The 25,785-nt window shown below is 71.4% G+C and carries 27 protein-coding genes and 2 tRNA genes; 11 read left to right on the top strand and 18 right to left on the bottom strand.

Going from position 1 to position 25,785, the window contains the following annotated elements:
• Positions 1 to 39 precede the first annotated feature (39 nt).
• A complete protein-coding gene (gene lipA / locus DLJ49_RS08150) occupies positions 40 to 996 on the bottom strand; it encodes a lipoyl synthase (protein ID WP_115393042.1) in 957 nt (318 codons plus the stop codon).
• 210 nt (positions 997 to 1,206) lie between these two features.
• On the opposite strand from lipA, the gene DLJ49_RS08145 reads away from it, so the two are divergent.
• The 5 genes from DLJ49_RS08145 to grxD all read left to right on the top strand — a co-directional run bounded on the left by DLJ49_RS08145 (position 1,207) and on the right by grxD (position 3,169).
• A complete protein-coding gene (locus DLJ49_RS08145; protein WP_115393041.1) occupies positions 1,207 to 1,959 on the top strand; it encodes a VIT1/CCC1 transporter family protein in 753 nt (250 codons plus the stop codon).
• An 89-nt stretch (positions 1,960 to 2,048) separates the two neighbouring features.
• Positions 2,049 to 2,282, top strand: coding sequence for a BolA/IbaG family iron-sulfur metabolism protein (locus tag DLJ49_RS08140; RefSeq protein ID WP_115393040.1), 234 nt, complete (start codon positions 2,049 to 2,051; stop codon positions 2,280 to 2,282).
• A gap of 7 nt (positions 2,283 to 2,289) precedes the next feature.
• Positions 2,290 to 2,508: a hypothetical protein gene (locus DLJ49_RS08135; protein ID WP_115393039.1), complete on the top strand. Its 219-nt coding sequence runs from the start codon at positions 2,290 to 2,292 to the stop codon at positions 2,506 to 2,508.
• Positions 2,505 to 2,774 (top strand): hypothetical protein, encoded by a 270-nt coding sequence (locus tag DLJ49_RS08130; protein WP_115393038.1) that lies wholly within the window; start codon positions 2,505 to 2,507, stop codon positions 2,772 to 2,774. Before DLJ49_RS08135 ends, DLJ49_RS08130 begins: the two co-directional genes overlap by 4 nt.
• A gap of 29 nt (positions 2,775 to 2,803) precedes the next feature.
• Complete coding sequence (grxD, locus tag DLJ49_RS08125; RefSeq protein WP_115393037.1) at positions 2,804 to 3,169, top strand: Grx4 family monothiol glutaredoxin; 366 nt, start codon at positions 2,804 to 2,806, stop codon at positions 3,167 to 3,169.
• A gap of 31 nt (positions 3,170 to 3,200) precedes the next feature.
• On the opposite strand, the gene DLJ49_RS08120 is transcribed toward grxD, so the two are convergent.
• Together DLJ49_RS08120 and DLJ49_RS08115 are read right to left on the bottom strand one after the other, a co-directional pair.
• Positions 3,201 to 3,551, bottom strand: a complete 351-nt coding sequence (locus tag DLJ49_RS08120) for a cell division protein ZapA (RefSeq protein ID WP_115393036.1) — start codon at positions 3,549 to 3,551, stop codon at positions 3,201 to 3,203.
• Positions 3,544 to 4,008: a hypothetical protein gene (locus tag DLJ49_RS08115; RefSeq protein WP_115393035.1), complete on the bottom strand. Its 465-nt coding sequence runs from the start codon at positions 4,006 to 4,008 to the stop codon at positions 3,544 to 3,546. Before DLJ49_RS08115 ends, DLJ49_RS08120 begins: the two co-directional genes overlap by 8 nt.
• 375 nt (positions 4,009 to 4,383) lie before the next feature.
• Here DLJ49_RS08115 and tkt point away from each other — a divergent pair, with 375 nt between their 5' ends.
• From tkt to eno, 4 genes are all read left to right on the top strand, one after another.
• On the top strand, positions 4,384 to 6,429 hold the full coding sequence (tkt, locus tag DLJ49_RS08110; protein WP_115393034.1) for a transketolase: 2,046 nt from the start codon (positions 4,384 to 4,386) through the stop codon (positions 6,427 to 6,429).
• A gap of 129 nt (positions 6,430 to 6,558) precedes the next feature.
• On the top strand, positions 6,559 to 6,993 hold the full coding sequence (locus DLJ49_RS08105; protein ID WP_115393033.1) for a Fur family transcriptional regulator: 435 nt from the start codon (positions 6,559 to 6,561) through the stop codon (positions 6,991 to 6,993).
• Complete coding sequence (locus DLJ49_RS08100; RefSeq protein ID WP_115393032.1) at positions 6,994 to 7,923, top strand: DMT family transporter; 930 nt, start codon at positions 6,994 to 6,996, stop codon at positions 7,921 to 7,923. It abuts the gene before it with no gap.
• Positions 7,924 to 7,950: 27 nt separating this feature from the next.
• On the top strand, positions 7,951 to 9,234 hold the full coding sequence (gene eno / locus DLJ49_RS08095; RefSeq protein WP_115393031.1) for a phosphopyruvate hydratase: 1,284 nt from the start codon (positions 7,951 to 7,953) through the stop codon (positions 9,232 to 9,234).
• Between the two features lie 31 nt (positions 9,235 to 9,265).
• Here eno and DLJ49_RS08090 read toward each other — a convergent pair whose 3' ends face one another.
• Both DLJ49_RS08090 and DLJ49_RS08085 read right to left on the bottom strand, forming a co-directional pair.
• On the bottom strand, positions 9,266 to 9,463 hold the full coding sequence (locus DLJ49_RS08090) for a hypothetical protein (protein WP_115393030.1): 198 nt from the start codon (positions 9,461 to 9,463) through the stop codon (positions 9,266 to 9,268).
• A gap of 83 nt (positions 9,464 to 9,546) precedes the next feature.
• Positions 9,547 to 9,744, bottom strand: a complete 198-nt coding sequence (locus tag DLJ49_RS08085; RefSeq protein ID WP_115393029.1) for a hypothetical protein — start codon at positions 9,742 to 9,744, stop codon at positions 9,547 to 9,549.
• 76 nt (positions 9,745 to 9,820) lie between these two features.
• On the opposite strand from DLJ49_RS08085, the gene DLJ49_RS08080 reads away from it, so the two are divergent.
• Positions 9,821 to 10,243, top strand: coding sequence for a cupin domain-containing protein (locus DLJ49_RS08080; protein ID WP_115393179.1), 423 nt, complete (start codon positions 9,821 to 9,823; stop codon positions 10,241 to 10,243).
• Here DLJ49_RS08080 and DLJ49_RS08075 read toward each other — a convergent pair.
• Entirely contained in the window at positions 10,240 to 11,364 is a 1,125-nt protein-coding gene (locus DLJ49_RS08075; RefSeq protein ID WP_115393028.1) for an anhydro-N-acetylmuramic acid kinase, read from the bottom strand. The two genes, DLJ49_RS08080 and DLJ49_RS08075, sit on opposite strands and share 4 nt — an antisense overlap.
• Before the next feature lie 89 nt (positions 11,365 to 11,453).
• Here DLJ49_RS08075 and tyrS point away from each other — a divergent pair, with 89 nt between their 5' ends.
• Positions 11,454 to 12,719, top strand: coding sequence for a tyrosine--tRNA ligase (tyrS, locus tag DLJ49_RS08070; protein WP_115393027.1), 1,266 nt, complete (start codon positions 11,454 to 11,456; stop codon positions 12,717 to 12,719).
• A gap of 224 nt (positions 12,720 to 12,943) precedes the next feature.
• On the opposite strand, the gene DLJ49_RS08065 is transcribed toward tyrS, so the two are convergent.
• From DLJ49_RS08065 to DLJ49_RS08010, 12 genes are all read right to left on the bottom strand, one after another.
• Entirely contained in the window at positions 12,944 to 15,346 is a 2,403-nt protein-coding gene (locus DLJ49_RS08065) for a hybrid sensor histidine kinase/response regulator (RefSeq protein ID WP_233488858.1), read from the bottom strand.
• Positions 15,347 to 15,443: 97 nt separating this feature from the next.
• A complete protein-coding gene (locus DLJ49_RS08060; RefSeq protein WP_115393026.1) occupies positions 15,444 to 16,640 on the bottom strand; it encodes an RsmB/NOP family class I SAM-dependent RNA methyltransferase in 1,197 nt (398 codons plus the stop codon).
• Between the two features lie 270 nt (positions 16,641 to 16,910).
• A tRNA-Asp gene (locus DLJ49_RS08055) sits at positions 16,911 to 16,987 on the bottom strand.
• A 99-nt stretch (positions 16,988 to 17,086) separates the two neighbouring features.
• Positions 17,087 to 17,163 (bottom strand) — tRNA-Asp (locus DLJ49_RS08050).
• Between the two features lie 209 nt (positions 17,164 to 17,372).
• Entirely contained in the window at positions 17,373 to 18,623 is a 1,251-nt protein-coding gene (locus DLJ49_RS08045) for an AMP-binding protein (protein WP_158547423.1), read from the bottom strand.
• Positions 18,624 to 18,856: 233 nt separating this feature from the next.
• Positions 18,857 to 19,357 (bottom strand): hypothetical protein, encoded by a 501-nt coding sequence (locus DLJ49_RS08040; protein ID WP_115393024.1) that lies wholly within the window; start codon positions 19,355 to 19,357, stop codon positions 18,857 to 18,859.
• Between the two features lie 68 nt (positions 19,358 to 19,425).
• Positions 19,426 to 19,800 carry a photoactive yellow protein gene (gene pyp, locus DLJ49_RS08035; RefSeq protein ID WP_115393023.1) on the bottom strand — a complete coding sequence of 125 codons (375 nt, stop codon included), beginning with the start codon at positions 19,798 to 19,800 and terminating at the stop codon, positions 19,426 to 19,428.
• A gap of 47 nt (positions 19,801 to 19,847) precedes the next feature.
• A complete protein-coding gene (locus DLJ49_RS08030; protein WP_115393022.1) occupies positions 19,848 to 20,285 on the bottom strand; it encodes a hypothetical protein in 438 nt (145 codons plus the stop codon).
• A 767-nt stretch (positions 20,286 to 21,052) separates the two neighbouring features.
• Positions 21,053 to 22,486: an NAD(P)(+) transhydrogenase (Re/Si-specific) subunit beta gene (locus DLJ49_RS08025; protein WP_115393021.1), complete on the bottom strand. Its 1,434-nt coding sequence runs from the start codon at positions 22,484 to 22,486 to the stop codon at positions 21,053 to 21,055.
• Positions 22,487 to 22,503: 17 nt separating this feature from the next.
• Positions 22,504 to 24,084 (bottom strand): Re/Si-specific NAD(P)(+) transhydrogenase subunit alpha, encoded by a 1,581-nt coding sequence (locus DLJ49_RS08020; RefSeq protein ID WP_115393020.1) that lies wholly within the window; start codon positions 24,082 to 24,084, stop codon positions 22,504 to 22,506.
• Between the two features lie 191 nt (positions 24,085 to 24,275).
• Positions 24,276 to 24,755 carry a methyltransferase family protein gene (locus DLJ49_RS08015; RefSeq protein WP_369932506.1) on the bottom strand — a complete coding sequence of 160 codons (480 nt, stop codon included), beginning with the start codon at positions 24,753 to 24,755 and terminating at the stop codon, positions 24,276 to 24,278.
• Between the two features lie 334 nt (positions 24,756 to 25,089).
• Positions 25,090 to 25,689 carry a superoxide dismutase gene (locus DLJ49_RS08010; RefSeq protein ID WP_115393019.1) on the bottom strand — a complete coding sequence of 200 codons (600 nt, stop codon included), beginning with the start codon at positions 25,687 to 25,689 and terminating at the stop codon, positions 25,090 to 25,092.
• Positions 25,690 to 25,785: the final 96 nt, after the last annotated feature.

Here is a 25,785-nt window from a genome sequence, read left to right as displayed (position 1 = left end):
TGCAAGAGTCTTCGTGAAGACTCTTGCCCTGCGGCCCCGTCACGCTTCCATCGCCGCCAGCCGCTTCTCTCGCTCCGCGCGCAGGCGGGCGAAATCGTCGCCCGCGTGATAGGACGAGCGGGTGAGCGGCGTCGCCGACACCATCAGGAAGCCCTTGCCCCAGGCCGCCTTCTCGTAGGCGGCGAACTCCTCGGGCGTGACGAACTTCGCCACCGCGTGGTGCTTGGGCGTGGGCTGCAGGTACTGGCCGATGGTGATGAAATCGACGTCCGCCGAGCGCATGTCGTCCATCACCTGCAGCACCTGCGGGCGCTCCTCGCCGAGACCGACCATGATGCCCGACTTGGTGAACATCGACGGGTCGAGCTCCTTCACGCGCTGCAGCAGGCGCAGCGAGTGGAAGTAGCGCGCACCGGGGCGCACCTCCTGGTAGAGGCCCGGCACCGTCTCGAGGTTGTGGTTGAAGACGTCGGGCTTCGCCGCGACCACCGTCTCGAGGGCCTCCGGCCTGCAGCGCAGGAAGTCGGGCGTCAGGATCTCGATCGTCGTGCCCGGCGCGCGGTGGCGCACGGCGCGGATCGTCTGGGCGAAGTGCTCGGCGCCGCCATCGTCGAGGTCGTCGCGATCGACGGACGTGATGACCACGTGGTTCAGGCCGAGCTTCTGCACCGCGTCGGCCACGCGGCCCGGCTCGAACACGTCGAGCGCGTCGGGCCGTCCGGTAGCGACGTTGCAGAAGGTGCAGCCGCGGGTGCAAATCTCGCCCATGATCATCATCGTGGCATGGCCGGCCGACCAGCATTCGCCCACGTTGGGGCACCCCGCCTCCTCGCAGACGGTGGTCAGGCGGTTGTCGCGCATGATCTTCGCCGTCTCGGCATAGCCCTTGCCCGAGGGCGCCTTCACCCGGATCCACTTGGGCTTCTTCGGCTGGGCGTTGTCCTGGCGGTGCGCCTTTTCGGGGTGGCGCTGGTCGGGGATCTTCAGATCACGCATCTCGCTTCGCTCCCTCCTGCTCGGGGGCGATATAGCCCGCGCGGCCGGGAAAGTAACGCCCCGCGCGCCGCGACCGATGCGCCGGCATGGCCCCGCCGGCCCGCGATGCCGGGCCCCTTCGGCCGCGGCTTGTCCGAGCGAAACGCTCGGGCGCGAAAGGCCACTTCCGGCCGGCCCCACGCCGCGCGAGGTTGCGCGCGGGAGAGCACGATGACCAATGATCCGATCGACTGGCAGGCGCACCGCGCCGAGACGCACCACCTCGGGCGGCTTCAGGAGTTCCTCAAGCAGATCGTCTATGGCGGCAACGACGGGATCGTGACGACCTTCGCCATCGTCGCGGGCTTTGCCGGCGCGTCGGCCGAGGGCGCCGAGCAGGTGGGGGCGCTCGCCGTTCTGGTCTTCGGGCTGGCCAACCTGTTCGCCGACGCCACGTCGATGGGGCTGGGCGAGTTTCTGTCCACCCGCTCGCAGCGCGACCTCTATCTGTCGCAGCGCGCGACCGAGCTGCGAGAGCTGCGCGAGAGCCCTGCGCAGGAACGCGCCGAGGTCGTCCAGATGCTCACGGAGCGAGGCCTGAGCGGGACCGATGCCGCGGTCGCGGCCGACCACCTGATGAAGAGCCCCGAACTCGTGGTGGACATGATGATGTCCTACGAGTTGCAGATGCCCGACATGCGCACGGCGACGCCGGTGGCCGACGGGCTGTTCACCTTCGGCGCCTTCATCGTGTTCGGTGGCATCCCGCTGGTGCCCTTCTTCCTGCGCCCCGCGGCAGACCCCGCGGCGATCTGGCTGTCGGTCGCCGCCACCTTTACCGCGCTGATCGCGCTCGGCCTGCTGCGCTGGCGCGCGACCGAGGAACGACTGGCGCGCTGCGTGGCCGAGACGGTGGCGGTGGGCGGCACCTGCGCCGCGGTCGCCTTCGCGGTCGGGGCGCTGGTGGGCGGGCTCGGCGGCTGAGCCGGGCCGGCGGCGACGCAACCTGCCCTTGCAGGACCCCGGCGGGGGACCTACCCTCATGGGATGGCAGGCGACGCAGGAGGAGATGCATGATCACGGCGCGCGAGATCGAGGATCTTCTGAGGGAGAGCTTCCCCCACGCGCAGATCACCGTCGAGGGCGACGACGGCGCGCATTTTGCCGCGCAGGTCGTCGACGAGAGCTTTCGCGGCATGAACCGCGTGCAGCAGCAGCGCGCCGTCTACGCCGCGCTCAAGGGCAAGATGGACGGGTCCGCAGGCGAGCTCCACGCGCTGGCGCTCACCACGCGGGCGCCGGAGTGAGGGCGGCTTGAGGACATTCCTCGTCCTTCTTCTTCTGCTGCCGCACCTCGCGGTCTTCGTTTACGCGGGCATCCGCGAATGGCGCGCCTGGCGCGATATCGAGCCCGCGGCACGCCCCACCTTCCTCGCCTATCTCGGCCGCGAGCAGGGGCCGACGGAACAGCTCGCGCCCCAGCGCAGCGCCGACTGGCTGCTGCGCGAGGCCGAGAAGCACGGCAAGGGATGAGCGGCGCTCTCGGCGAGGCGGCCGTGATCGCTGGCCTCGTCCTGGCCATAGCCCTCGCCGTCTGGGCCAAGGCGCGTCAGACGATACGTCGCGAGGCGGGGCGGCCGCGGGGGATTGCGCCCGGCGAAGGCGACCATATCATCGACGTGGAATATAGCTCTGGCCTGGGCGGCGGGCACGCGACCCAGATCCGCGTCCCGCGCGATCCGCAGGCCTATGCGAGACGCTTCGTGCCGCGCGGGGCGCGGGGCGAGGACGACGGGTAGCGGACCCGCGAACAGGGGAAGGACGAGAGATGACGGCGACGGTCGAGGACCAGATCAGGGAAACGGTGACGGGCAACGACGTGGTGCTCTTCATGAAGGGCACCAAGTCGATGCCGCAGTGCGGCTTCTCGAGCCGCGTGGCGGGAGTGCTCTCCTACATGGGCGTCGACTTCGCCGACGTGAACGTGCTGGCCGACGAGAACATCCGCCAGGGAATCAAGGAGTATTCCGACTGGCCGACGATTCCCCAACTCTACGTCAAGGGCGAGTTCGTGGGCGGGTGCGACATCATCACCGAGATGACGCTCTCGGGCGAGCTCGACCAGCTCTTCGACCAGAAGGGCGTCGGCTACGACAAGGACGCCGCCGAGAAGATCCGCGAAGCCAACGCCTGAGCGGCGTCGCGGCCGGCAGGCCGGGGGGCGCTCAGCCCGCCCGGCTCTCGGCCTCCTCGGCCATCGCCTCGGCCCGCGCGGCGAGATCGGCCAGCCGCTGCAGGGTGTCGGGATCGACACTGGCTTCGGCAGCTTTCCCCTCCTGCTCGGCCAGCCGCGCCTCGGCGGCGCGGGCGCGCTCCTCCCACGAGGCGGTGCGATCGGCCAGCATCAGTCCTGCCATCAGCAGCATCCGGCTCTCCGGCAGGCGCCCGATCTGCTCGACCAGCGCGCTCGCTTCCTGGTCCAGCATGGTCGCGGCCGTCCTCAGGAACGGCTCCTCCCCATCCTGGCAGGCGACGGTGAAGTCACGGCCGCCGATGGTCACGGTCACGTCAGGCATGGCTCTGCTCCCTCACGAGCGGTTCGAGCGCGGCGATGATCTCGTCGAGCTCGGCGCGGTCTGCGTCGCGGGCGGATTGCAGGCGCTCGGCCTCGGCCTCGAGCTCGGCCACGCGGGTGGCGAGCGCGTCCTTCTTGTCCTTCAGCGCAGCGACACGCTCGCGCAGCTGCGCGTTGGCGGTCGTCTCGGTCTCGAGCGCCTCGCGCAGGCCGTCGAGCTCTGCCCGCAACGCGGCCTCCCCTGCCTCGCCCGATCCCTTCGCCTCGGCGAGTTCGCTCTCGGCCTCCTCGGCCCGCGCGAGAGCCCGGTCGCGCTCGGCCTCGGCCGCCGAGAGAGCCTCGGCCAGCGCGGGGTCGGGGCCGGGCCGTGCGGGCGTCTGCGCCAGCGCGGCGCCCAGCCGGTCCATCGCCGCGGCGAGGCGCCGCTCGATCTCTGCCGTGTCACTCGTGCTGGCCATGCTCGCCCTCCTCGCCCGTTCGCCCCGCCCGTCTGCGCCGCCCGTCTGCGCCGCCCGTCTGCACCTCCCGCCCCGAAGCCCGTGCGTCCACGCCCGCTCGACGACAGGGGGCGGCCCCGGGGCGGCTCGGGAGCGATGCGCCGCGAATCGCCCGCCCCTCTCGCTCGCATGCATCCTAGCGCCTCTCGCGGGTGAATGCGCCCCCTGCCCCGTCAGCCGCTTACCCCGGCTTCTTCATGCGCTGTGCGAAGCGGCCCATGTCTCTCGGTTCCGCCGTCCCGCCCCTTGGCTTGACGGGACCCGCCCCGCTGCTACACCGCGCCCGGACAGCCAAGCGGCCGCGTGCAGGGGCCGGAGCACGAGAGGACCGTCAACGTGGACATCGCGACCCTCCAGGAGACCCACCCCGACCACTGGCAGAAGGCCGCCGCCCTGCGCGTGCTGGCGCTCGACGCGGTGGCGCACGCAAGGTCGGGCCATTCGGGCATGCCGATGGGGATGGCCGACCTCGCGACGGTGCTTTTCGAGAAGCACCTGAAATTCGACGCCGCCGCGCCCCACTGGCCCGACCGCGACCGCTTCGTGCTGTCGAACGGGCACGGCTCGATGCTGCTCTACGGGCTTTTGCACCTCACCGGCTATCCCGAGATGGATATCGAGCAGATCCGTGCCTTCCGCCAGCTGCACTCGAAGACGGCGGGCCACCCCGAATACGGCGACGCCCCCGGCATCGAGACGACGACCGGCCCGCTGGGCCAGGGCGTGGCCAACGCCGTCGGCATGGCGATGGCCGAGGCGCATCTGCGCGCCGTCTGGGGCGAGGAAATCGTCAGCCACCGCACCTGGGTCTTCGCCGGCGACGGCTGCCTGATGGAAGGGATCAGCCAGGAGGCGATCGCGCTTGCCGGCCGGCAGAAGCTCGACCGGCTGACCGTGATCTTCGACGACAACGGAATCACCATCGACGGCAAGGTCGGCCTGGCCGACGCGACCGACCAGATGGCCCGCTTCGCCGCGAGCGGGTGGGAGGTGATGGCCGTCGACGGGCACGACCCGGTGGCGATCGACAACGCCCTGTCCGCCGCGCGGCAGGCCGACCGCCCGGTGCTCATCGCTGCGCGCACCCGTATCGGTCTCGGCTCGTCGGCGCAGGACACCGCCAAGGCCCACGGCGCGCTGACCGACGCCGAGCTGGTCGCCGAGACGCGCAAGGCCTACGGCTGGGCGCACGCGCCCTTCGAGATCCCTGCCGAGATCAAGGGCGCGTGGGAGGCGATCGGCGCCCGCGGCCGGGCCGAGCGCGAGGCCTGGCAGGCGCGCCTCGACAGGCTCAGCCCCCGCAAGCGCACCGAATGGGATCGCATCGAGGCCCGCGAACTGCCGAAGAAGGTCACGACCGCCCTGCGCGCGGTCAAGAAGACCGCCGCCGAAGAGCGGCCCAAGGCGGCCACGCGGGCCGCGAGCCAGACCGCGCTCGAAGCGATCAACCCGGTCATGCCCGAGACCTTCGGCGGCTCGGCCGACCTGACCGGCTCGAACAACACGCTGACGCAGGGCCTCGGCACCTTCGACGAGACCGACCGCAAGGGCCGCTACGTCTACTACGGCATCCGCGAGCACGGGATGGCGGGGGTGATGAACGGACTCGCGCTGCACGGCGGCCTGCGCCCCTATGGCGGCACGTTCCTGTGCTTTTCGGATTACGCGCGCCCCTCGATGCGGCTCGCCGCCCTGATGAGCCAGCCGGTCGTCTACGTGATGACGCACGATTCCATCGGGCTGGGCGAGGACGGGCCGACGCACCAGCCGGTCGAGCACCTCGCCGCGTTGCGGGCGATCCCCAACATGCTGACGATCCGTCCCGCCGACACGGTCGAGGCGGCCGAAGCCTGGGAAGTGGCGCTAGAGCGCACCGACGGGCCGACGGTGCTGGCGCTGTCGCGGCAGGGCGTGCCCACCGTGCGCACCGAGCACAAGACCAAGAACCTGACGTCGCAGGGGGCCTATGTGTTGGCCGACGCCGACGGCAAGCGGCAGGCGATCCTGATGGCCACGGGCACCGAGGTCTCCGTGGCGATGGCCGCGCGCGAGATCCTGCAGGCCGAGGGGATCGGCACCCGCGTCGTCTCGATGCCCTGCTGGGAGCTCTTCGAGGCGCAGGATGACGCCTATCGCAGGCGCGTCCTGCCCGGCGGCCCGGTGCGCGTGGCGGTCGAGGCGGCCGTGCGCTTCGGCTGGGACAGGTGGCTCTACGGCGAGCGGGGTAAGCGCGAGAAGTCGGGATTCATCGGGATGCACGGCTTCGGCGAGTCGGCGCCGGCGGGCGATCTCTACACCCACTTCGGCATCACGGCGGAGGCCGCGGCCGAGAAGGTGCGCAAGCTGCTCGCGGGCGACTGGACCGAGACACGCCAGCCCTGACCCGCCCCTCCAATTCCTCGTGCGAAGAATGGCCCGTTATTTCTGACGATATTCGGGCCCGCGCGCCGCGCCTTCCCCGAGCGGCGGCGATGGGCTATCGGATAGGGCGAGACGAGAGACGAGGCCCCGATGTCCGACACGCTCCTCGACCGCCTCGAAGAGAAGGGGCTGCGCCTGACCGAGCAGCGCCGCGTGATCGCCGAGGTCTTGGCGGAGAGCCGTGACCACCCCGACGTCGAAGAGCTGCACGCCCGCGCCCAGGCGCGCGACGAACGCATCTCGCTCGCCACCGTCTACCGCACCGTCAAGCTGTTCGAGGAGGCCGGCCTGCTCGACAAGCTCGAATTCGGCGACGGGCGTGCGCGCTACGAGGATGCCGATCGTGCCCACCACGACCACCTGATCGACATGAACTCGGGCGAGGTGATCGAGTTCGTCGATCCAGAGATCGAGGCGCTGCAGGAGAGGATCGCCGAGCGCCTCGGCTACCGTCTGATGGGCCACAAGCTCGAGCTCTACGGCGTCAAGCTCGACCGCCCGCGCCGCGGCGAGAACGGCGCCTGAATGGCTGCGCCCCCCACCACGACATCCCTCGCGAAACCCCGCATCGAGCACGCCGCCGGCATCTTGCTGATGGTCGCGGCCATGGCGCTGTTCGCCCTGATGGATCTCGCCATCAAGCTGGCCGCGGGCCGCATGGCGCAGCCGCAGGTCGTGTTCCTGCTGGGGCTCTCGGGCTTTTTCACATTCGCCGCCCTCGCCGTGATCCGCGGCGAGCGTCTGCTGGTGCGCGAGGCCGCCCACCCGGCCGTGCTGGGGCGCAACGCGGTCGAGATCGTCGGCACAAGTTCGATGATCCTCGCCCTCGGCACGACGCCGCTGACGGTCGTGGGCGCGATCCTGCAGGCCACGCCGCTGGCCGTCATGGCCGGCGCCGCGGTGTTTCTCGGCGAGCGGGTCGGCTGGCGGCGGTGGACCGCGGCGACCGTGGGCTTCGCGGGCGTCCTCGTCGTGCTCCAGCCTTGGCGGGCGGGGATCGCGCCGGGCGCGGCCATCGCCGTGCTCGCCATGCTGTGCCTGTCGGGCCGCGACCTGCTCAACCGGCAGGCACCGCGCGCGCTGCCGACGCTGGTGCTGGCCGCCCACGCGATGTTCGCCATCCTCGCGGTCGGCCTCGTCTGGTCGCTCGCCGGCCCCGGGCGCCTTCTGCCCGCCGATCCGCCCTGGGGGCCGATCGCCATGATGGTGCTCGTGGCGCCCGGCGCCTACTTCACCATCACCGCCTCGGTGCGGGCCGCGCCCGTCTCGGTCGTCGCGCCCTTCCGCTACACGCGCCTGCTGTTCCTCGCCGCGCTCGGCATCGTCGTGCTGGGCGAGCAGGTGAACGCGGCCCTCATCCTCGGTTCGGCCCTCATCATCGGCTCGGGCCTCTACGCCCTTGCGCGGGAACGCCGCGCCGCGCCCGCCCTTCACAGCCCGGGCGACGCGCCCTAGACAGGCGCCAAACAGCGAGGGACGCCCATGAGCACCATCATCGACATCCATGCCCGCGAGATCCTCGACAGCCGCGGCAATCCCACCGTCGAGGTCGACGTCACGCTCGAGGACGGCACGATGGGCCGCGCCGCCGTTCCCTCGGGCGCCTCCACCGGCGCGCACGAGGCGGTCGAGCGGCGCGACGGCGACAAGGACCGCTACAAGGGCAAGGGCGTGCGGCAGGCCGTGGCCTCGGTCAACGGCGAGATTGCCGAGGCGCTGGTGGGCTTCGACGCGACCGAGCAGGTCGCCATCGACCAGATGATGTGCGAGCTCGACGGGACGGAGAACAAGGGCCGCCTCGGGGCCAACGCGATCCTCGGCGTCTCGCTCGCGACCGCCAAGGCTGCGGCGCAGTTCAGCGCGCAGCCGCTGTTCCGCTATGTCGGCGGCACCTCGGCCCGTGTCCTGCCCCTGCCGATGATGAACATCCTCAACGGCGGCCAGCACGCCGACAACCCCATCGACATCCAGGAATTCATGATCATGCCGGTCTCGGCCCCCTCGATCGCCGAGGCGGTGCGGATGGGTGCCGAGATCTTCCACACGCTCAAGGGCCTGCTCAAGGAGGCGGGCCTGTCGACCGGCATCGGCGACGAGGGCGGCTTCGCCCCCGATCTCAGCTCGACGCGCGAGGCGCTGGACATGATCCTCAAGGCGACCGAGGCAGCCGGCTACGCCCCCGGCGACGATATCGGCCTCGCGCTCGACTGCGCGGCGACGGAATACTACTCCGAAGGGCGCTACGAGATGACCGGCGAGGGCAAGTCTCTCTCGAGCGCCGAGAACGTCGATTACCTCGCCGCACTCGTGGCCGATTACCCGATCCTGTCGATCGAGGACGGCTGTTCGGAGGACGACTGGGAGGGCTGGCGTCTGCTGACCGAGCGGCTGGGCGCCGACGTGCAGCTCGTGGGCGACGACCTGTTCGTGACCAACCCCGAGCGGCTGGCCCGCGGCATCGACGAGGCGGCGGGCAACGCGCTGCTCGTCAAGGTGAACCAGATCGGCACGCTGACCGAGACGCTCGAAGCGGTCGACATGGCGCACCGCGCCGCGATGTCCTGCGTGATGTCGCACCGCTCGGGCGAGACCGAGGATGCGACCATCGCCGACCTCGCGGTGGCCACGAATTGCGGGCAGATCAAGACCGGCTCGCTCGCCCGCTCCGACCGGCTGGCCAAGTACAACCAGCTCATCCGCATCGAGGAGATGTTGGGCGAGACGGCCACCTATGCCGGCAGCGCGGTGAGCGCGCAGCGCCGCTGAGGCCGCCACGCCGCACGCGGCGCAGAACGCCTCAGAGCACGGTGCGGAACACCGAGCGCGTCTCTCCCTGTTCGTCGAGCGCGCGCACCAGGTCGTGCCCCGCCTCGGCGGGGTGGCCCTCGGCGTCGAGCCAGCCGCGATTGCGCGCGGTGGCCTCGGGCGGGGTGTCGGCCCGGCCGCAATGCGTGGCGAAGGCGCGGATGCGGTCGGCGGTCTCCTGCTCGTCCATGCTGCAACTCCCTTTGCTGCAAGGGAAACGAGCGCGCGGAGACAGCGGTTCAACCGCTGACGTCACGGCCCCGCGAGGGGGCCTCACGGGTCGAGGCGATAGACCGCGTCCTGCGCCTTCTGCTCCTCGATCGACCGCAGAAGCTCGTGGCCCTCGTCGGTGGGGCGGCCCGCCGCGTCGATCCAGCCGCGCTTGCGGGCGATGGTTTCGGGCGCGTCGCCTTCCCTGCCCACGTGCCGGGCGAACGCGAGAATCTTGTCGGTCGGGTCTTCCTCTTGCATGGCGCGTCCTTTCGGGGTTTTCGAGGCAACGCGGGGGCGCGCGTTCGGGTCCGAGAGAGCGGGAGACGGCATGGCACTGACGGCAGACGACATCGTGAGGCGCCTCGCGCTCGCCCCGCACCCCGAGGGCGGCTGGTATCGCCAGACATGGGTGGAGCAGCCGGCCGAGGGGCGCCCCGCCGGCACCGCCATCTACTACCTTCTTGCCGAGGGGCAGCGCAGCCACTGGCACCGGGTCGACGCCGCGGAGATCTGGCATTTCTATGCGGGGGCGCCGCTCATCCTGTCGCTGGCCGAGACAGCGGCGGGGCCGGCACGCGACGTGACCCTGGGGGCCGACCTTGCGGCCGGAGAGCTGCCGCAGGCCATCGTGCCTCTCGGCTGGTGGCAGGCGGCGCGCTCGACGGGGGCGTGGACGCTGGCGGGCTGCACCGTGTCGCCCGGCTTCCGCTTCGAGGGGTTCGAGCTGGCGCCCGAGGGCTTCGACATCCCGCGCTAGGCGGGGATCGGGCGCGAGACCTCGCCGCCGCCCACGGCCGCGGCAACGCCGGTCGTGCCCGGAAACGAGGTCGGCATTCCGCGCACCACCCGCACCGCGAGATGGGCGAAGGCCTGCGCCTCGAGCATGTCGCCGTCGAGGCCGGCAACCTCGACCGGCTCGACCGGCAGGCCCAGGCCCTCGGCGATCATCCGCATCATCACGGGGTTCTTCCGCCCGCCCCCGGTGACCAGAATCCGCGCGACCGGCGCCGGGAAATGCTGCGCGCCGAGCGTGACGGCGGCGGCGGCGGCGGCCGTGAGCGTGGCCGCGGCATCGGCATCGGAGAGCCCCGCCACCGCCTCGACCAGTCGGGGAAAGTCGTTCCTGTCGAGCGACTTGGGGGGCACCCTCAGGAAAAACCCCTCGGCGCAGAACGCCTCGAGCACGGCTCCGTCGACCTCGCCCCGCGCGGCCAGCGCCCCGTCGCGGTCGCAGTCGAGACCGAGGCGGGCGGCCACCATGTCGTCGATGGGCGCGTTGGCCGGGCCGGTATCGAAGGCCAGCAGCGCGCCCGGCGCCTCGGGCCCCGGCGCGGCGGGGTCGATCCAGGTGAGGTTGCCCACGCCGCCCAGGTTGAGGAACGCGAGCGGCGCGTCGGCGCCGATGAAGCGCGCCAAGGCAAAGTGCCAGGCCGGCGCGAGCGGCGCCCCCTGCCCGCCCATCTGCATGTCGGCGGTGCGGAAATCCCAGACCACGGTGCGGCCCAGCCGTTCGGCCAGCCGCGCGCCGTCGCCCGCCTGGTGGGTGCCGCGCCCGCCCGGCTCGTGCGCCAGCGTCTGACCGTGAACGCCGATCAGCGCGATCTCGCCCGCGTCGTCATGGGCGAGCAGATCGGCCAGAACTTCGGCGTGGGCGTCTTCCACCACCCGCGCCGCCGCCTCGGCCTCAAGGCTGCCGGGCCAGTGGCCGAGGGCGGCGCGCAGCGTCTCGCGCTCGGTGGCCGAGTAGGGGCGGTAAGCCGAGGGGCCGAAGGCAGTGACGGCGCGGCCGTCGGTCTCGATCACGGCCGCGTCGACCCCGTCGAGCGAGGTGCCCGACATCGCCCCCATCGCCCGCACGGGCCCGGACCTCTCGCGCATCGCCCCTCCCTCGCGGCCCTTTTCCTCTCCGCAGGCCCTCGCTATAGCGGGGCCTCCGGGCAGGGGCCAGCGCAGGGGGGGCGTGCGCGATGACATACCATCCGAAATCCGACTTTCTCGCCACGCTTGTCGAGCGCGGCTACCTCGCCGACTGCACCGACCTGCAGGCGCTCGACGAGGCGGCGCTCGCCGGGCCAATCGTGGCCTATATCGGCTACGACGCGACCGCGCCCTCGCTGCATGTGGGGCACCTGCTCAACGTCATGCTCCTGCGCCTGTTGCAGAAGACCGGGCACCAGCCGATCACGCTGATGGGGGGTGGCACGACCAAGGTGGGCGACCCCTCGTTCCGCTCCGACGAACGGCCGCTGCTCAGCCCCGAGCAGATCGGGCAGAACATCGCCTCGATGCAGCGGGTCTTCGCGCGCTATCTCGACTACGACGCGGCCGAGCGGCCCGCGCTGATGCTCGACAATGCCGAATGGCTCGACGGGCTGAACTACCTCGAGTTCCTGCGCGACATCGGACGGCACTTCTCGGTCAACCGGATGCTGTCGTTCGAGAGCGTCAAGTCGCGGCTCGACCGCGAGCAGTCGCTGTCGTTCCTCGAGTTCAACTACATGATCCTGCAGGCCTACGATTTCCTCGAGCTCTACCGGCGCTACGGCTGCCGGCTGCAGATGGGCGGGTCGGACCAGTGGGGCAACATCGTCAACGGGGTCGACCTGACGCGGAGGGTGCTCGACGCCGAGATCTTCGGCCTGACCACGCCGCTGATGGTCACCGCCGACGGGCGCAAGATGGGCAAGACGGCCGGGGGCGCGGTCTGGCTCGATCCGGAGCTGCTGTCGCCGTACGAGTTCTGGCAGTTCTGGCGGAACGTCGCGGATGCCGATGTGGGGCGCTTCCTGCGGCTCTACACCGAACTGCCGCTCGACGAGTGCGCGCGGCTCGGCGCGCTCGGCGGGGCCGAGATCAACGAGGCCAAGATCCGGCTGGCGGGCGAGGTGACGACGCTCTTGCACGGGGCCGAGGCGGCGGCGGCGGCCGAAGCGACGGCGCGCGAGGTGTTCGAGCGGGGCGGCGCCGGGCAGGAGTTGCCGCGGCTCGAGCTCGGCGCGGGCGACGTGGCAGACGGCATCTCTGTGGCGCAGCTGTTCGTGCGGTCGGGGCTGGCGAAGTCGGGCAAGGACGCCAAGCGGCTCATCGCCGAGGGCGGCGCGCGGATCGAGGACGAGGCGGTGACCGATCCGGGCCGCATCCTCGACGCCGAGGCCCTGGCGGCGCCGCTGAAGCTGTCGGCCGGCAAGAAACGCCACGCCCTCGTCGTGCTGAAGGCCGGCGCGACCTCCTGAGGCCGCGGTCCTTCGGCGGCAACGGGGGCTCCCGCCTCCGTTCGCCGCCATGCGGCGGCTCGCTCCGTTGGGCCCGGCGCGCCCTCCGGGCGCGCGACAGCGCCGGCGATCTGCGCGCCGCGCACGGCGGATCGCCCGGAAAGGCGCCTCAGGTCCGCGGCCGCGACACGCAGAGCCGGGGGCGCTGCTGCGACGGCCGCCGCGACGTTCCCGAACGGTGACGATCAGTGAATCTGATCGTGCACGGTCGCAGCGAGGTCGTCGAGCGAGAACGGCTTTGGCAGGAACACCGAGTTCGGGATCTCGGCCTGTGCCTCGGCGAAGCTCTCCTCGGCGTAGCCGGAGACGAAGACCACCTTGGCCTGGGGCCGGTCGCGCAGGGCGAGGCGCACCCACGAGGGCCCGTCCATCCCCGGCATGCTCACGTCGGTCACGAAGACGTCGACCCTGAGCGCGCCGTCTTCGAGCGCCTTCAGTGCCTCCTCCGCGTTCTGCGCCTCGATCACCGTGTAGCCGCGCAGCTGCAGCGCGCGCGAGGCGAAGGCGCGCACGGGCGCCTCGTCTTCGACCAGCAGGACCACGCCGCCCGCCGCGCTCTCGGGCGTCGCGCGGGTCTCGGCCGTGACCGAGGGTTCCTCCGCCTCCCGCTCATGGGCGGGGAAGTAAAGCGTGAAGGTCGTCCCCCGCCCCGGCTCCGAATCGGCAAAGATGTAGCCGCCCGACTGCTTGACGATGCCGTAGGCCGTCGACAGACCCAGCCCCGTCCCCTCGCCGGAGCGCTTGGTCGAGAAGAACGGCTCGAAGATCTTGGGCAGGTTGTCAGGCGCGATGCCGATGCCGTCGTCGGCGACGCGGACCAGCACGTAATCGCCGGCGGGCAGGAGAACGCGATCGCGACGGATTTCCTCGGCAATGTGGCGCACCTCGGTCTCGATGCGGATCTCGCCGCCATCGGGCATCGCGTCGCGCGCGTTGACGACGAGGTTCATGATCACCTGCTCGAGCTGGCGCTTGTCGGCGCGGATCGGGCGCAGCTCGGGGTCGTGCTGGAGCCTCAACGTCACCCGCTCGCCGACGAGACGGTTGAGCAGATGGGTCAACTCGCCGAGAGCGTCGCGCAGGTCGATCTGCTCGAGACGCAGCGTCTGCTTGCGCGAGAAGGCCAGCAGCTGGCCCACGAGCGAGGCGGCGCGGTTGGCGTTCTGGTTGATCTGGACGAGATCGGCGTAATCCGGGTCTTCCGGGGCGTGACGCAGCAGCAGCAGGTCGCAATGGCCGGAGATCGCGGTGAGCAGGTTGTTGAAGTCGTGCGCGACGCCACCGGCGAGCTGGCCGATGGCCTGCATCTTCTGGCTCTGGACAAACTGCGCCTCGAGCGTCTTGAGCTCGGTGGCGTCGTTGAGCACGGCGACGAGCGCGGTCGCGCCGTTCGCCGGCATGCGCTCCAGCGTGACCTGCACGTAGGTCTCGGCCCGGGCGCGGGTGGCCTTGAGCGTCTCGGGGCGGCTCCGGCCGCGGCCATGAACGGCGTCGGCGAGCCAGTCGGAGACCGGGCGGCCCAGCCCCTCGAGCAGCGACGACAGGCGTGCGCCGGGTTTCGTCCCGGGGCCGAGCAGATCGCGCGCGAGGCGGTTGGCGGCGAGCACCGCGCCCCCGGCATCGAGCCGCAGCAGCGCCACCGGCAGGCTCTCGAACAGGCCGTCGGAGACGGCGTCGCCGGCCTGCGGCGAAGGTTCGGCCATCTGTGGCGCGAAGGCGGCATGGGCCGCCGCCGCCGCCATGTGCGGAGAGGCCTCCGCGTTGTCGTGGGCCTCGTCGTCCGGGATCAGGAAGATCTCGCGCCGCCCCGCCGCGCCCTCGACCTGGACGACGCGGCTGCGCACCGGCCCCGCCGCGCCGTGCACCACGTGCACCGCGTTGGGGCGCAGGGGCAGGTCGACGAAGACGCGATCGAGCGAGCGCACTCGCCCGCCGACGAGCCGCCGAAGCGCGTCGTTCATGAAAAGGATGGCGCCCGAGCGGCTGACGGTCATCATCGGCAGGCTCAGCGTGTCGGCGCCATGCCGGGCCACGCCGCGCTCGCCGATATCCTCGATGCGCCAGAGCATCGACTCGGCATCGATCGTCTGCACAGAGAGGCGCACGTGGCCCAGGCGCATCACCACGTCTTCGCGGGCCGCGCCGGTCGCCTCGGCCCGTGCCTGCATCCGGGCGACCAGCGCGGCGGGATTGGCGAAATGGTCGCGCAGGGTGCGCACGAGCGTCGGCTCCGGCGGCTCGCCCGTCGCCGCGCGGCCGAACCGCTCGCGCGCGGCAAGGTTGCGGGTGCGGATCGTGCCCTCGGCATCGGTGACGAAGCCAGGCGCGGCGTCGTGCTCGATCAGGGCGGCCACGGCCCGCCGCAGGCTGCGCCGCGCAGCCCAGGCGCGCAGGGCGAGAGCTGCGAGCACAAGGCCCAGCACGGCGAGGGCGGCCGAGGCGGCGAGCGGAACGATCGAGGGAAACGGGCCGGGCAGCAGTGCCGCGATCCCGGCGAGGACGGCGGCGAGGGCCACCACGATCCACGCCCGCCGCCCGTAGGTGGCTGCGAAGCGGCTGGTTCTGCCGGGGCCGGCCACGTCCTGCACCGCGCGCGCCCTCCATTCCGATTCTTCGGCGCCACTCTTCGGGCCGAGCCGTTAAGGCGCGATTAACGACGCCGCTCGACCTTGACGTGTGCAAGGGTCACCCGGATCGCCGCATGAGGGCAAGGAACAATCCGTCGCCATCGGCCTGTTCCGCCCCATCGCGCGCCCCGCCGGCAGCGAGGCCGAAGCGGTGGCTGGCCTCGAGCGTCCATCCCCCCCCAGCCCTGGCGAGAAAGCGTGCGACCTGCGTCTCGTTCTCTTCCCTCAGCAGCGAGCAGGTAGCATAGGCGAGCTGCCCGCCGGGGCGGATACGGGCGGCCGCCTCGTCCAGTATGCGCGCCTGCAGAGCAACCAGCCGGTCGAGTCCCTCGCGCGTCAGCCGCCACTTCGCCTCGGCCTGCCGGCGCCACGCGCCGCTGCCCGAGCACGGCACGTCGGCGAGAACGAGGGCGTAGGGGCCGAGCGCGGCGACCTCGCCCGACGTGGCGATGCGGACGGCGTCGCCGGCACGGCCGGCGCGTTCGGGCAGATCGGCCATGCGGGCGGGGTCGGCGTCGTGCGCGACGACCTCGGCCCCGCGCGCGGCGAGCGCAAGCGCCTTGCCGCCGCCACCGGCGCAGTAATCGAGCACGCGCAGACCCGGGCCGGCGGGCAGGGCGGCGCAGACGGCCTGGCTCGCGGCGTCCTGCAGCTCGACAAGGCCCTCGCGGTAGGCGCGCGACTGCCTGAGCCGCCGCGCACCTTCCCGTACGACCAGAGCGGTGGGAGCGAGGGGGTGCGGCGCGGCGACGATCCCGTCCCCGGACAGCGCGGCCACGGCAGTGCCCGCGTCGGCGCGGCGCTCATGCCAGCGCAGAAAGAGGGGGGCGCGTTCGCGCAGCGCCCGGCAGACGGCGCCGGTCGCCTCGCCGAGGCTTTCGCGCAGGGCGGGGCCGAGCCAGTCGGGCATGTCGAGCGCCTCCCACCCCTCGGGGGCGCGGCCGCCTGCCGCCTCGGCCGCGGCGAGCGCCGGCAGGGCGTGGCGGGTGCCGGTGAACCAGGCCGCCGGATCGTCGCCGCGCTCGCGAAGGAGGCCGAGCACGAGCGCCCGGCCTGTGGAGCCGCCGCCGCGCGCGGCACAGCTCCGCCGGGTGCGCAGGACATCGAAGACGATGTCGCGAACCGCGGCCCGATCGCCCGAGCCGGCGTAACGCGCGCCGCGGCCCCAGCGCGTCAGCACCTTCTCGGTGGGCATGCCGGCGCCAATCTCGTCGAGCAGGGCGGCGGCGGCGGCGAGGCGGGCGGCGGGGGTCATCCGAGGCTGCACGGGGCGTGGGGCATGGTGCGCTCCCTAGACCGCGTCGCCGCCCCGCGAAAGGGCGCCGCTGAACGCGTCGGGCTCTCGGAGCGCTCGGGCGTCGCGCCGATGCCGGAGCAGGGAACGGCATCGAGCACGTCCTGGCCGGTGGCGCCGATCAGCAGGGCCGGGGTGCCCGAGCGCGAGAGGGTGCCGGGCCCCGGCGACTCGGCCTCGTGCCCGGCCGCATGGGGGGGTGGCGTGGCGGCTTGCGCTGCCGGCGGGCGATGGCGCGGTTGACGGGGCTCGAACCCGCGACCCCCGGCGTGACAGGCCGGTACTCTAACCAACTGAGCTACAACCGCGCGCTCGCCCGGAGCCGACCGAAGGCGGACCCGGAAGTGCATCGGGCCGCCCACAGGCGGAACGGCTCCGCCCGTCGGCCCGGCGCTTAAGGACAGAGGTGGCGCGGTTGACGGGGCTCGAACCCGCGACCCCCGGCGTGACAGGCCGGTACTCTAACCAACTGAGCTACAACCGCCCTCTGTGCGCCGACAGAACATCCTCCGCACGGCGTGAGCGGCGTTCTAGGGCCCGCGCCAGGGGGCGTCAAGAAGAAGGTCGCACGGGCGAGAGACTTTTGCAGATGCCACCGGGGCGAACGGTCTGCGGTCACGCGCCCGTCGTCCGGGCGCTGCGGCACGGCCCCATCGAGACGGCCGGGCCGGCGGCATCGGTGTCTGCCGGCCGTCACCAGTCGGTCGGCTTGCCCGACGGGCCGGTCGGCAGGGCCGTGCCGAGGTCGAAGCGCTGCGGTCGCGCCGGGGCGGGCAGGTCAGCACAGGCGGCACGCAGTTGCGGCTCGATCGCGCCCGGCGTGGCGCACAATGCGGGATCGGTCGGCACGATGAACGCCTTGAGGCGGCCCGACACAGGGTCGAGGCGCACCGCGGCCTCGCAGACCTCCTCCCGTGCGGCGAGGTGGCGGGCGACCGCGTCCGGCGAGACATTGACACCGGCTACCTGCACGACACGATCGACCCGGCCGAGCAAGTCAAAGCTGCGGGGGCCGCGCCATGCCAGACTGTCCTGCAGCGACAGCGGCGTGCCGCAAGGGCCGGCGACGCCGTTCCCGGCGCGTGACAGATGCGGCAGCAGGTCGAACGGATGATCCGGCGCCCTGCGCCAGCCGATGCCGCCTGTCTCGGTCGCGCCGTAAATCTCGGTCAGGCCGAGCCCCGCGCGGGCGCTATCGGCCCAGACATCGGCCGCCGCCGCCGCGCCCGAGACCACGGCAGAGCACCCGGCCGGAATGGGCGCCCCCGCGCGGAGAGCGAGGGAGAGCAGGTAGGGGGTCGCCACGATCAGGTCGCCCGGCCGGACGGTGCGGGCGAGCGTCCCCGGGGCGCGGCCGGCAAGGTCGATCACGGGCCAGCCCGCACGGGCCGGAACCAGCGCGCCGAAGAGAAAGCCGAAGATGTGGTGACAGGGGACAAGCACGAGGACGCGGCCGGGCGCCTCCGACGCGGCGGCCCCTTCCGACGAGCGACCGGGCGTGGATGGCCCGATGCTGGCCGCGGGCGCGTCTGGAACGCGCCCGCCCGTCCCGCCGGGGGCGAGCACCTCGATAAGAGCGTCGGCCTCGGCGAGCAGTGTCGAGGCGGGATGGGCGACCGCCCGGGGGGCGCCCTGCGAGCCGGACGTCATGAAGGTGACCGGCAGATCCGGGCCGCAGCGCCGCAGGTGCTCGGCGATGAGCGCCCCCCACTCGGCAAGGGTCGGGCAGAGCAGCAGGTGATCCTCGATCCCCGTGCGCGACAGGGCGAAGCGCCGGTCAAGATCGGCGACCGCCTCCAAGAGCTCGAGACTGTCCAGGCCGAGGCAGGCTTGCCCGGGCGGGGCGCCAGATGCCGACCCGCCGTCGCGCGCGGCATCGTCGTGTCCGGCGGCACCGGGCCGGTCGACGAGCGGCAGGTCGTCGGGAACCGGCGGCGCCGGCACTCCGCGGCCTCGCGACAGACGCTCGCGGAGGGCGCCGCGACAGATCCGGGCAAGCGACACGCCATCGAGCGGGAGCGCCGGCGGGGCGTCGCCGCCGGTCGCCCCCCGATGCCCGGACATGTCCGGCTCGAGAGAGGCCTGCCGGGGCGCCTCCACCCCGCCGAGGGCCGTAGGGGCGGAGGGCGACTCCGCAGCCGAAGCGCGTGCCGGGCCGGTCACGGAAGCAGCCCGCATCAGGCGGCGTCGAGCTGGTGCAGGAACTCGCCGACGAGGCTGGCGTAATGGGTCCGGACGTTGGTCACCTGCGCCTGCAGGTCCATCGCGGCGGCCTCCATCTCGGCTGGCGTCATCGAGCCGGCCGAAAGGCTCACGCGCACGGGCACGTCCTCGGCGGGATCGAAGGTCTCGATCGAATCGAGCGCGGCTTCGATCGAGGGCGCGACCCAGGCGCGGGCGAAGTCCTTTTCCTCGCTGGACGAGAAGAACTTCTTGACGCAGACCGGGCAAGAGCCGTCGTTGGCGCGAAACAGGTTGATCTCGAACCAGTAGGGCAGCCCCGGCGTGAAACTCATCGCCATGGCGAGCTCGGTGCCCTGGAACACGATCGGCCGGCCGCCGAAGCGGCGCAGGCGGTACTGGCCCGACGAGAGTCCGGCGGGCGCGTCGTAGCCGTGGCCCTGGCCCGACATCGGCACGGGGTGCTCGGCCGTGGGGGCGTCGGTCATGTAGGTCATGGGAATGCTCCGGATCGGGGGGCGCCGCGCCGCGGGGCAACCCCCTCGGCCAGGCGCCCGACAAGGGGTCAGGCGCGCTTGACGAACATCCAGCAATGCTGGCCGTCGGGCTGCGACTTGAGGTGGATCTTCACGCCCACGTTGGCGCCCTTGTAGTCGAACTTGTAGTCGAACATGACGTTGACCTGCCCGGTCTGGTGGAACTTGAGGAACTCGCCGTGAAAGCGCTTGCCCTTGGCGCAGGGCGCGATCTCGTTGAAGAAGTCCTTGCCCACGACCTCGGAGGGGTCGCGCCCGGCGATCAGGCCCTCGGCCTGGTTGTACTTGACGACCTTGCCGTTGCGGTCGAGCAGGACGGCGCCGAAGGCGAGCTTTTCCACGCGCTGGGGCTCGCGCGCGAGGATGTTGTCGACATCCTGGCTGCCGAAGGGGATGATTTCCATGGGTCGTGATCCTTTGCTGATCGGGTCTGTGGCGAGAGGGGCGCCTGTCAGGACGGCTTGCCCGAGCCCGGGCCGACTCCCGGCTCGTTGGCGAGGAAGCTGTCGTTGCGGGTCAGCGCCATGTTGTGGACCCGCTTCACGGGGTGGCCGTCGAACTCGCCGATGCGGACGGCCTCGGCATCGGGGGCGACCCAGCGATACTCGGTCGAGCCCATTGTGACGGTGCATTGCGGCACGATCTCGAAGCGGCTCTTGTGCTCCCACTTGGCGCCGTCGACGGCAGTCTCGGTGGCCTCGCCGAACTCGACGAGGGCCGACAGCTCCTCGATCCTGCCCTCGATTTCCTTCTCGGCGACCGCGGCCAGCATCTCGGCCGCGGCGGCGAGCACCCATTCGGGGTAGTCGCCCCGGACCACGAGGCCCGACCGCTCGCACCGGAACTCGATGCGACCGTTGTCCTCGGTCAGTTTTCCGATGATCTCCATTGCCCGCTTCACTCCTTTCGGCCTGTCGGGGGCGCCAGAGGCGCGCCCGGATCGGTGAGGGCATAGGGCCGCAGCCTTGAACGGGCGGTAAACGGGCGCCGGCGGATCACCGGCGAACCGGGCGAACGCAGGCCGATGCGCCGCGTACAGCCCCATGCCCCGGCGATCACGGCAGCGTCGGCGCCGCGCCAAGGGGTTGACCTGAAAGGCATTCGCATGCGCACCGCCGGCGCTTGACGCTTCGCTAACCGACCCGGCAGTTTTCCGTTCTCGCGGCCCTCGCTCCCCGGGTATCGCCGGGATGCGCCGGCACAAGCCAGGGCACCCGCCCGGGCACCCGCCCGAACGTACGGCCCGATAGGCCCGACGCGGGCACCGCGAGACACGGGAGTGGGCGGCCGACCGGGGGTCGATCCCCCGGGAGGGCGCTCCCCCGGACATGGCGCGCCTCGGTGCGACCGCAAAAGGCGCACGGCCCGGGCCGTGCGGTCAACGCGACCGATCCCGGGCAGGCCGAGCCGCCGCCCCGCCCCGGTGGTCGAGAGCGCCGCGCCGCCGCGAGAGCGTCCGGGGCAGGCATCTCGCGGCGGAGCGCCGTGCAGCGCCTCATCCGGCCCGACACGGCGCGGCAGCTCTTCCCCGTGCCGGTCCTTGGCGCTCCCCGGCTCCGACGGTCACGGGCGTGACCGGGCCCCACGCGCGACGCGGCCGGAACGGGAAAGGGCGCCGCCCGGCCGGACGGCGCCCTCTTGTCAGGATCGCAGCGCTCAGGAGACGCGCGTGAGCAGATCGTCGAGGCTCTTCTTCGCGTCGCCGTAGAACATCCGCGTGTTATCCTTGAAGAACAGCGGGTTCTCGATACCCGAATAGCCCGTCCCCTGCCCGCGTTTCGAGACGAACACGGTCTTGGCCTTCCAGACCTCCAGCACCGGCATGCCGGCGATGGGCGAGTTGGGGTCGTCCTGCGCGGCGGGGTTCACGATGTCGTTCGAGCCGATGACGATCACCACGTCCGTCTCGGGGAAGTCGTCGTTGATCTCGTCCATCTCGAGCACGATGTCGTAGGGCACCTTCGCCTCGGCCAGCAGCACGTTCATGTGCCCCGGAAGCCGGCCCGCAACGGGGTGGATGGCGAACCGCACCTCCTTGCCCTTGTCGCGCAGGCGGCGGGTGAGCTCGGCCACGTTGTTCTGAGCCTGCGCCACCGCCATGCCGTAGCCCGGCACGATGATGACCGAGTCGGCTTCTTCGAGCGACTGGGCGACCTCGTCGGCGCTGGTCGCCACCATCTCGCCCTCGACCGCCGCCTGCGCGCCCTGCGGGCCGCCGAAGCCGCCGAGGATGACGCTGATGAACGAGCGGTTCATCGCCTTGCACATGATGTAGGACAGGATGGCACCCGAGGAGCCGACGAGCGCGCCCACCACGATCAGCAGGTCGTTCGACAGCGAGAAGCCGATCGCCGCCGCCGCCCAGCCCGAATAGCTGTTGAGCATCGACACCACCACGGGCATGTCGGCGCCGCCGATCCCCATGATAAGGTGGTAGCCGATGAAGAACGCCAGCAGCGCCATCAGGAACAGGGTCCACGAGCCGGCGCCGCCCAGGTAGAGCGCGAGCATGGCGATCGAGCCGAGCGCCGCTGCCGCGTTCAGAAGGTGCCCGCCCGGCAGCTTGGCGGCCGCGGTGTTCACCCGCCCCGCGAGCTTGCCGTAGGCGATGACCGAGCCGGTGAAGGTGACCGCGCCGATCCAGATGCCGAGGCTCAGCTCGACCTGAAGGATGGTGATCTCGACCGGCGTCTTCTTGGCCACGAGCTCGGCGAAGCCCGAGAGCGCGGCGATCGCCGCCTCGTCCATCCCCGCCACGCGGTTGATCTCGAAATCGGCGTTGAAGCCCACGAAGACCGCGGCGAGGCCGACCAGCGAGTGCATCGCCGCGACGAGTTCGGGCATCTGCGTCATCTGCACCCGCTGCGCGAGCTGCACGCCGATGGCCGCTCCGGCCACGATCAGCACGAGCGAAAGCCACCACAGGCCGGCGCCGGGGCCGATGAGCGTGGCCACCACGGCCAGCGCCATGCCGACGATGCCGTACCAGACCGCGCGCTTGGCGCTTTCCTGCCCCGAAAGACCGCCCAGCGAGAGGATGAAGAGGACGGCGGCGACCACGTAGGCCGCGATGGTGAATGCGTTTTCCATGTGTCCCTACTCCCGCCTCACGACTTCTGGAACATGGCGAGCATGCGCCGCGTCACGAGGAAGCCGCCGAAGATGTTGATGCCGGCCATGAACACCGCGGCCGCGGCGAGGATCGTCACGATGATCGAACTCGAGCCGATCTGCATCAGCGCGCCCAGGATGATGATCGACGAGATCGCGTTGGTGACGGCCATCAGGGGCGTGTGCAGCGAGTGCGCCACGTTCCAGATCACCTGGAAGCCCACGAAGACGGACAGCACGAAGACGATGAAGTGCTGCATGAAGCTCGCCGGCATCCCCGGCACCGCGCCGACGGCCAGCACCGCGGCCGCACCCACCCCGAGCAGCGCGACCTGGTTGATCGTCTGCTTGCGGAAGGCCGCGACCTCCTGCGCGCGCTTTTCCTCCGGGGTCAGCTCCTTCGGCTTGTCCTTCTTCGGCTGGGCCGCGATGGCCTGCACCTTGGGCGGCGGCGGCGGGAACGTCACCTCGTTCTCGTGCGCGATGGTCGCGCCGCGGATGACGTCGTCCTCCATGTCGTGGACGATCACACCGTCCTTTTCCGGCGTCAGGTCCGTCATCAGGTGGCGGACGTTCGTCGCGTAGAGGGTGGAGGATTGCGTGGCCATCCGGCTGTTGAGGTCGGTGTAGCCCAGGATCGTCACGTCGTTGTCGGTGACGACGCGGTCGTCCTTCACCGTCAGTTCGCAGTTGCCGCCCCGCTCGGCGGCGAGATCGACGATGACCGAGCCGGGTTTCATCGCCTCGACCATGTCCTTCGTCCACAGCACCGGCGCCGGCCGGTTGGGGATCAGCGCGGTCGTGATGACGATGTCGACATCCGGCGCCAGCTCGCGGAACTTCTCGAGCTGCTTCTCGCGGAACTCGGGGCTCGAGGGCGCGGCGTAGCCGCCCGTGGCGGCGCCGTCCTGCGTCTCCTCCTCGAAGTCGAGATAGACGAATTCCGCGCCCATCGACTCGATCTGCTCGGCCACCTCGGGGCGCACGTCGAAGGCGTAGGTGATCGCGCCGAGCGACGTCGCCGCCCCGATCGCGGCGAGGCCCGCCACGCCCGCGCCCACGACCAGCACCTTGGCGGGCGGCACCTTGCCTGCCGCCGTGACCTGGCCGGTGAAGAAGCGGCCGAACTCGTTGCCCGCCTCCAGCACGGCGCGATAGCCCGCGATGTTGGCCATCGAGCTCAGCGCGTCCATCTTCTGCGCGCGGCTGATGCGGGGCACCATGTCCATCGCCAGCACGGTCGCGCCACGGTCGGCCGCGCGCTTCATCAGGTCCTCGTTCGAGGCCGGGTAGAAGAAGCTGATCAGCGTCTGCCCCTCGCGGAGCATGTCGACCTCGGCCTCGGTCGGCGGGCGCACCTTGGCGACCACGTCGACGGCGTCGAACAGCGCCTGCTCGCCCGTCACCACCGTCACGCCCGCCTCGGCATAGGCGTCGTCGGTGAAGCCCGCGGGCACACCCGCGCCCGCCTCGACGTAGCACTCATGGCCCAGCTTCTGGAGCTGCTTTGCGCTGTCGGGCGTCATCGCGACGCGCCGCTCGCCCTCCATCACCTCTTTCGGAGACCCGATCTTCACGTGGCAATCCCCCCTGTCCAAGGAAAGGGCCGCGCCAAGGCGGCCCTGTGCGGTCGGTTCATCGTCTGTCGGTCCATCGCGGGGCCTGTAGCACCTTGCCGCAGGAGGCAACAGCCCCCGTTACCGCTAACAAGGCCCGCCGTTGCAGGGCGTTTCGGTATACTTCCGCACACCCGGCCGGAGCGGCCCGGTCAGAGCCAGCGCCGCGTCCGCTGCGCCCAGTGCTCGAAGCGCGCGCCGAAGCGCGCGTGCAGCCGCGCCTCCTCGGGGCGGATGAAGCGGTCGGTCACGAGCCACGCGAAGAGCGGAACGAGCACGAGGCTCGGCCACGCCTTCCAGAACAGGATCAGCCCGGCCAGGATGCACAGGTCGCCGAGATAGATCGGGTTGCGCGTGCGCGCGAAGACGCCGCTCGTGACCAGAGCCTCGGGCTGCAGGTGCGGCACGATCGTTGTGCGCGCGCGGCGCATCTCGATCAGAGCGAGCCCCATCAGCAGCACGCCGCCCCCCACGAGCACGCCCGCGGCGAGGTCGACCAGCGGCAGCTCGACCGGCCAGACCGGCCACCGTACCGCCTGCACCCGTGCCAGCCCCACGAACAGCAGGAGCCACAGGGGGGGCATGTCGAGCAGCCTGGGCAGGGACAGATCACGCAGGTCGGACATCGCCATCGGAGCATACCCTCTCCGGCAGAGGCTTCGCCCGATTCCGCCCGTCCGCGCCATGCGGCAAAGGGTACGCGCGACCATCCCTCCGACACCCTGCCCCGCAGTGCCGCGCGCCGGGCTACCGCGGGTGCCCGGCGCGCAACGCACGCCCCGCACCGCATGCCCCGCACTACATGGACCGCACTGCATGGTCCCGGTCCCCCCGGGCGCCGATCCATGCCCCTGCGACGCGGGTCACACAGCAAAGGGGCGGAGCCCGGCGCCCCGCCCCATCATCTTGGTCGAAATACTCCGGGGGGCGCGGGGGGCTGGCCCCCCGCTCCCGCGGCCGCCGCGCTCACATGCGGCTGGCCACGTTCTCCCAGTTCACGAGGTTCTCGAGGAAGTTCTGCAGGTAGGCGGGGCGCTTGTTGCGGAAGTCGATGTAGTAGGAATGCTCCCAGACGTCGCAGCCCAGAAGCGCGGTCTGCCCGAAGCAGAGCGGATTCACGCCGTTCTCGGTCTTGGTGACCTTCAGCGAGCCGTCGGTGTCCTTCACCAGCCACGCCCAGCCCGAGCCGAACTGGCCGGCGCCGGCGGCGGCAAACTCTTCCTTGAACTTGTCGACCGAGCCGAAGGCCTCGGTCAGCGCCTTTTCGAGCTCGCCCGGCATGCCCGGCTTGCCCGGCCCCATCATCTCCCAGAACTGGGTGTGGTTCCAGTGCTGCGAGGCGTTGTTGAAGATGCCGTTCTGCGCGACGGCGCCCGCCTGGTAGGTGCCCTTGACGATCTCCTCGACGGGCTTGCCCTCCCATTCGGTGCCGGCGATCAGCTTGTTGCCGTTGTCGACGTAAGCCTTGTGGTGGATGTCGTGGTGGTACTCCATCGTCTCGCGGCTCATGCCGTGCTCGGCGAGCGCGTCGTGGGCATACGGCAGGTCGGGAAGGGTGAAGCTCATGATCGTCCCCCGTTGGTGTGGTGATGGCCCGTCGCGGCGGGCGTCGCTAGACCGTGCGGTATGTGACGCCCACCTCCACGCGCGTCAACCCGCCGC

The sequence above is a fragment of the Rhodovulum sp. 12E13 genome, assembly GCF_003340565.1.
Lineage (GTDB): Bacteria > Pseudomonadota > Alphaproteobacteria > Rhodobacterales > Rhodobacteraceae > HLUCCA09.
This window is presented reverse-complemented; position numbering and strand designations above follow the sequence as displayed.

Coding starts and splice junctions, on each gene's coding strand:
- eno (WP_115393031.1), top strand. CDS start 7,951: ATGAGCACCATCATCGACATCCATGCCCGCGAGATCCTCGACAGCCGC.
- DLJ49_RS08025 (WP_115393021.1), bottom strand. CDS start 22,486: ATGGAAAACGCATTCACCATCGCGGCCTACGTGGTCGCCGCCGTCCTC.
- grxD (WP_115393037.1), top strand. CDS start 2,804: ATGACGGCGACGGTCGAGGACCAGATCAGGGAAACGGTGACGGGCAAC.
- DLJ49_RS08010 (WP_115393019.1), bottom strand. CDS start 25,689: ATGAGCTTCACCCTTCCCGACCTGCCGTATGCCCACGACGCGCTCGCC.
- DLJ49_RS08015 (WP_369932506.1), bottom strand. CDS start 24,755: ATGGCGATGTCCGACCTGCGTGATCTGTCCCTGCCCAGGCTGCTCGAC.
- DLJ49_RS08085 (WP_115393029.1), bottom strand. CDS start 9,744: ATGCAAGAGGAAGACCCGACCGACAAGATTCTCGCGTTCGCCCGGCAC.
- DLJ49_RS08090 (WP_115393030.1), bottom strand. CDS start 9,463: ATGGACGAGCAGGAGACCGCCGACCGCATCCGCGCCTTCGCCACGCAT.
- DLJ49_RS08100 (WP_115393032.1), top strand. CDS start 6,994: ATGGCTGCGCCCCCCACCACGACATCCCTCGCGAAACCCCGCATCGAG.
- DLJ49_RS08130 (WP_115393038.1), top strand. CDS start 2,505: ATGAGCGGCGCTCTCGGCGAGGCGGCCGTGATCGCTGGCCTCGTCCTG.
- DLJ49_RS08040 (WP_115393024.1), bottom strand. CDS start 19,357: ATGACCTACATGACCGACGCCCCCACGGCCGAGCACCCCGTGCCGATG.
- DLJ49_RS08115 (WP_115393035.1), bottom strand. CDS start 4,008: ATGGCCAGCACGAGTGACACGGCAGAGATCGAGCGGCGCCTCGCCGCG.
- lipA (WP_115393042.1), bottom strand. CDS start 996: ATGCGTGATCTGAAGATCCCCGACCAGCGCCACCCCGAAAAGGCGCAC.
- DLJ49_RS08060 (WP_115393026.1), bottom strand. CDS start 16,640: ATGACCCCCGCCGCCCGCCTCGCCGCCGCCGCCGCCCTGCTCGACGAG.
- DLJ49_RS08105 (WP_115393033.1), top strand. CDS start 6,559: ATGTCCGACACGCTCCTCGACCGCCTCGAAGAGAAGGGGCTGCGCCTG.
- pyp (WP_115393023.1), bottom strand. CDS start 19,800: ATGGAAATCATCCCCTTCGGCAGCCAGGATGTCGACAACATCCTCGCG.
- DLJ49_RS08145 (WP_115393041.1), top strand. CDS start 1,207: ATGACCAATGATCCGATCGACTGGCAGGCGCACCGCGCCGAGACGCAC.
- DLJ49_RS08075 (WP_115393028.1), bottom strand. CDS start 11,364: ATGCGCGAGAGGTCCGGGCCCGTGCGGGCGATGGGGGCGATGTCGGGC.
- DLJ49_RS08120 (WP_115393036.1), bottom strand. CDS start 3,551: ATGCCTGACGTGACCGTGACCATCGGCGGCCGTGACTTCACCGTCGCC.
- DLJ49_RS08030 (WP_115393022.1), bottom strand. CDS start 20,285: ATGGAGATCATCGGAAAACTGACCGAGGACAACGGTCGCATCGAGTTC.
- tyrS (WP_115393027.1), top strand. CDS start 11,454: ATGACATACCATCCGAAATCCGACTTTCTCGCCACGCTTGTCGAGCGC.
- DLJ49_RS08140 (WP_115393040.1), top strand. CDS start 2,049: ATGATCACGGCGCGCGAGATCGAGGATCTTCTGAGGGAGAGCTTCCCC.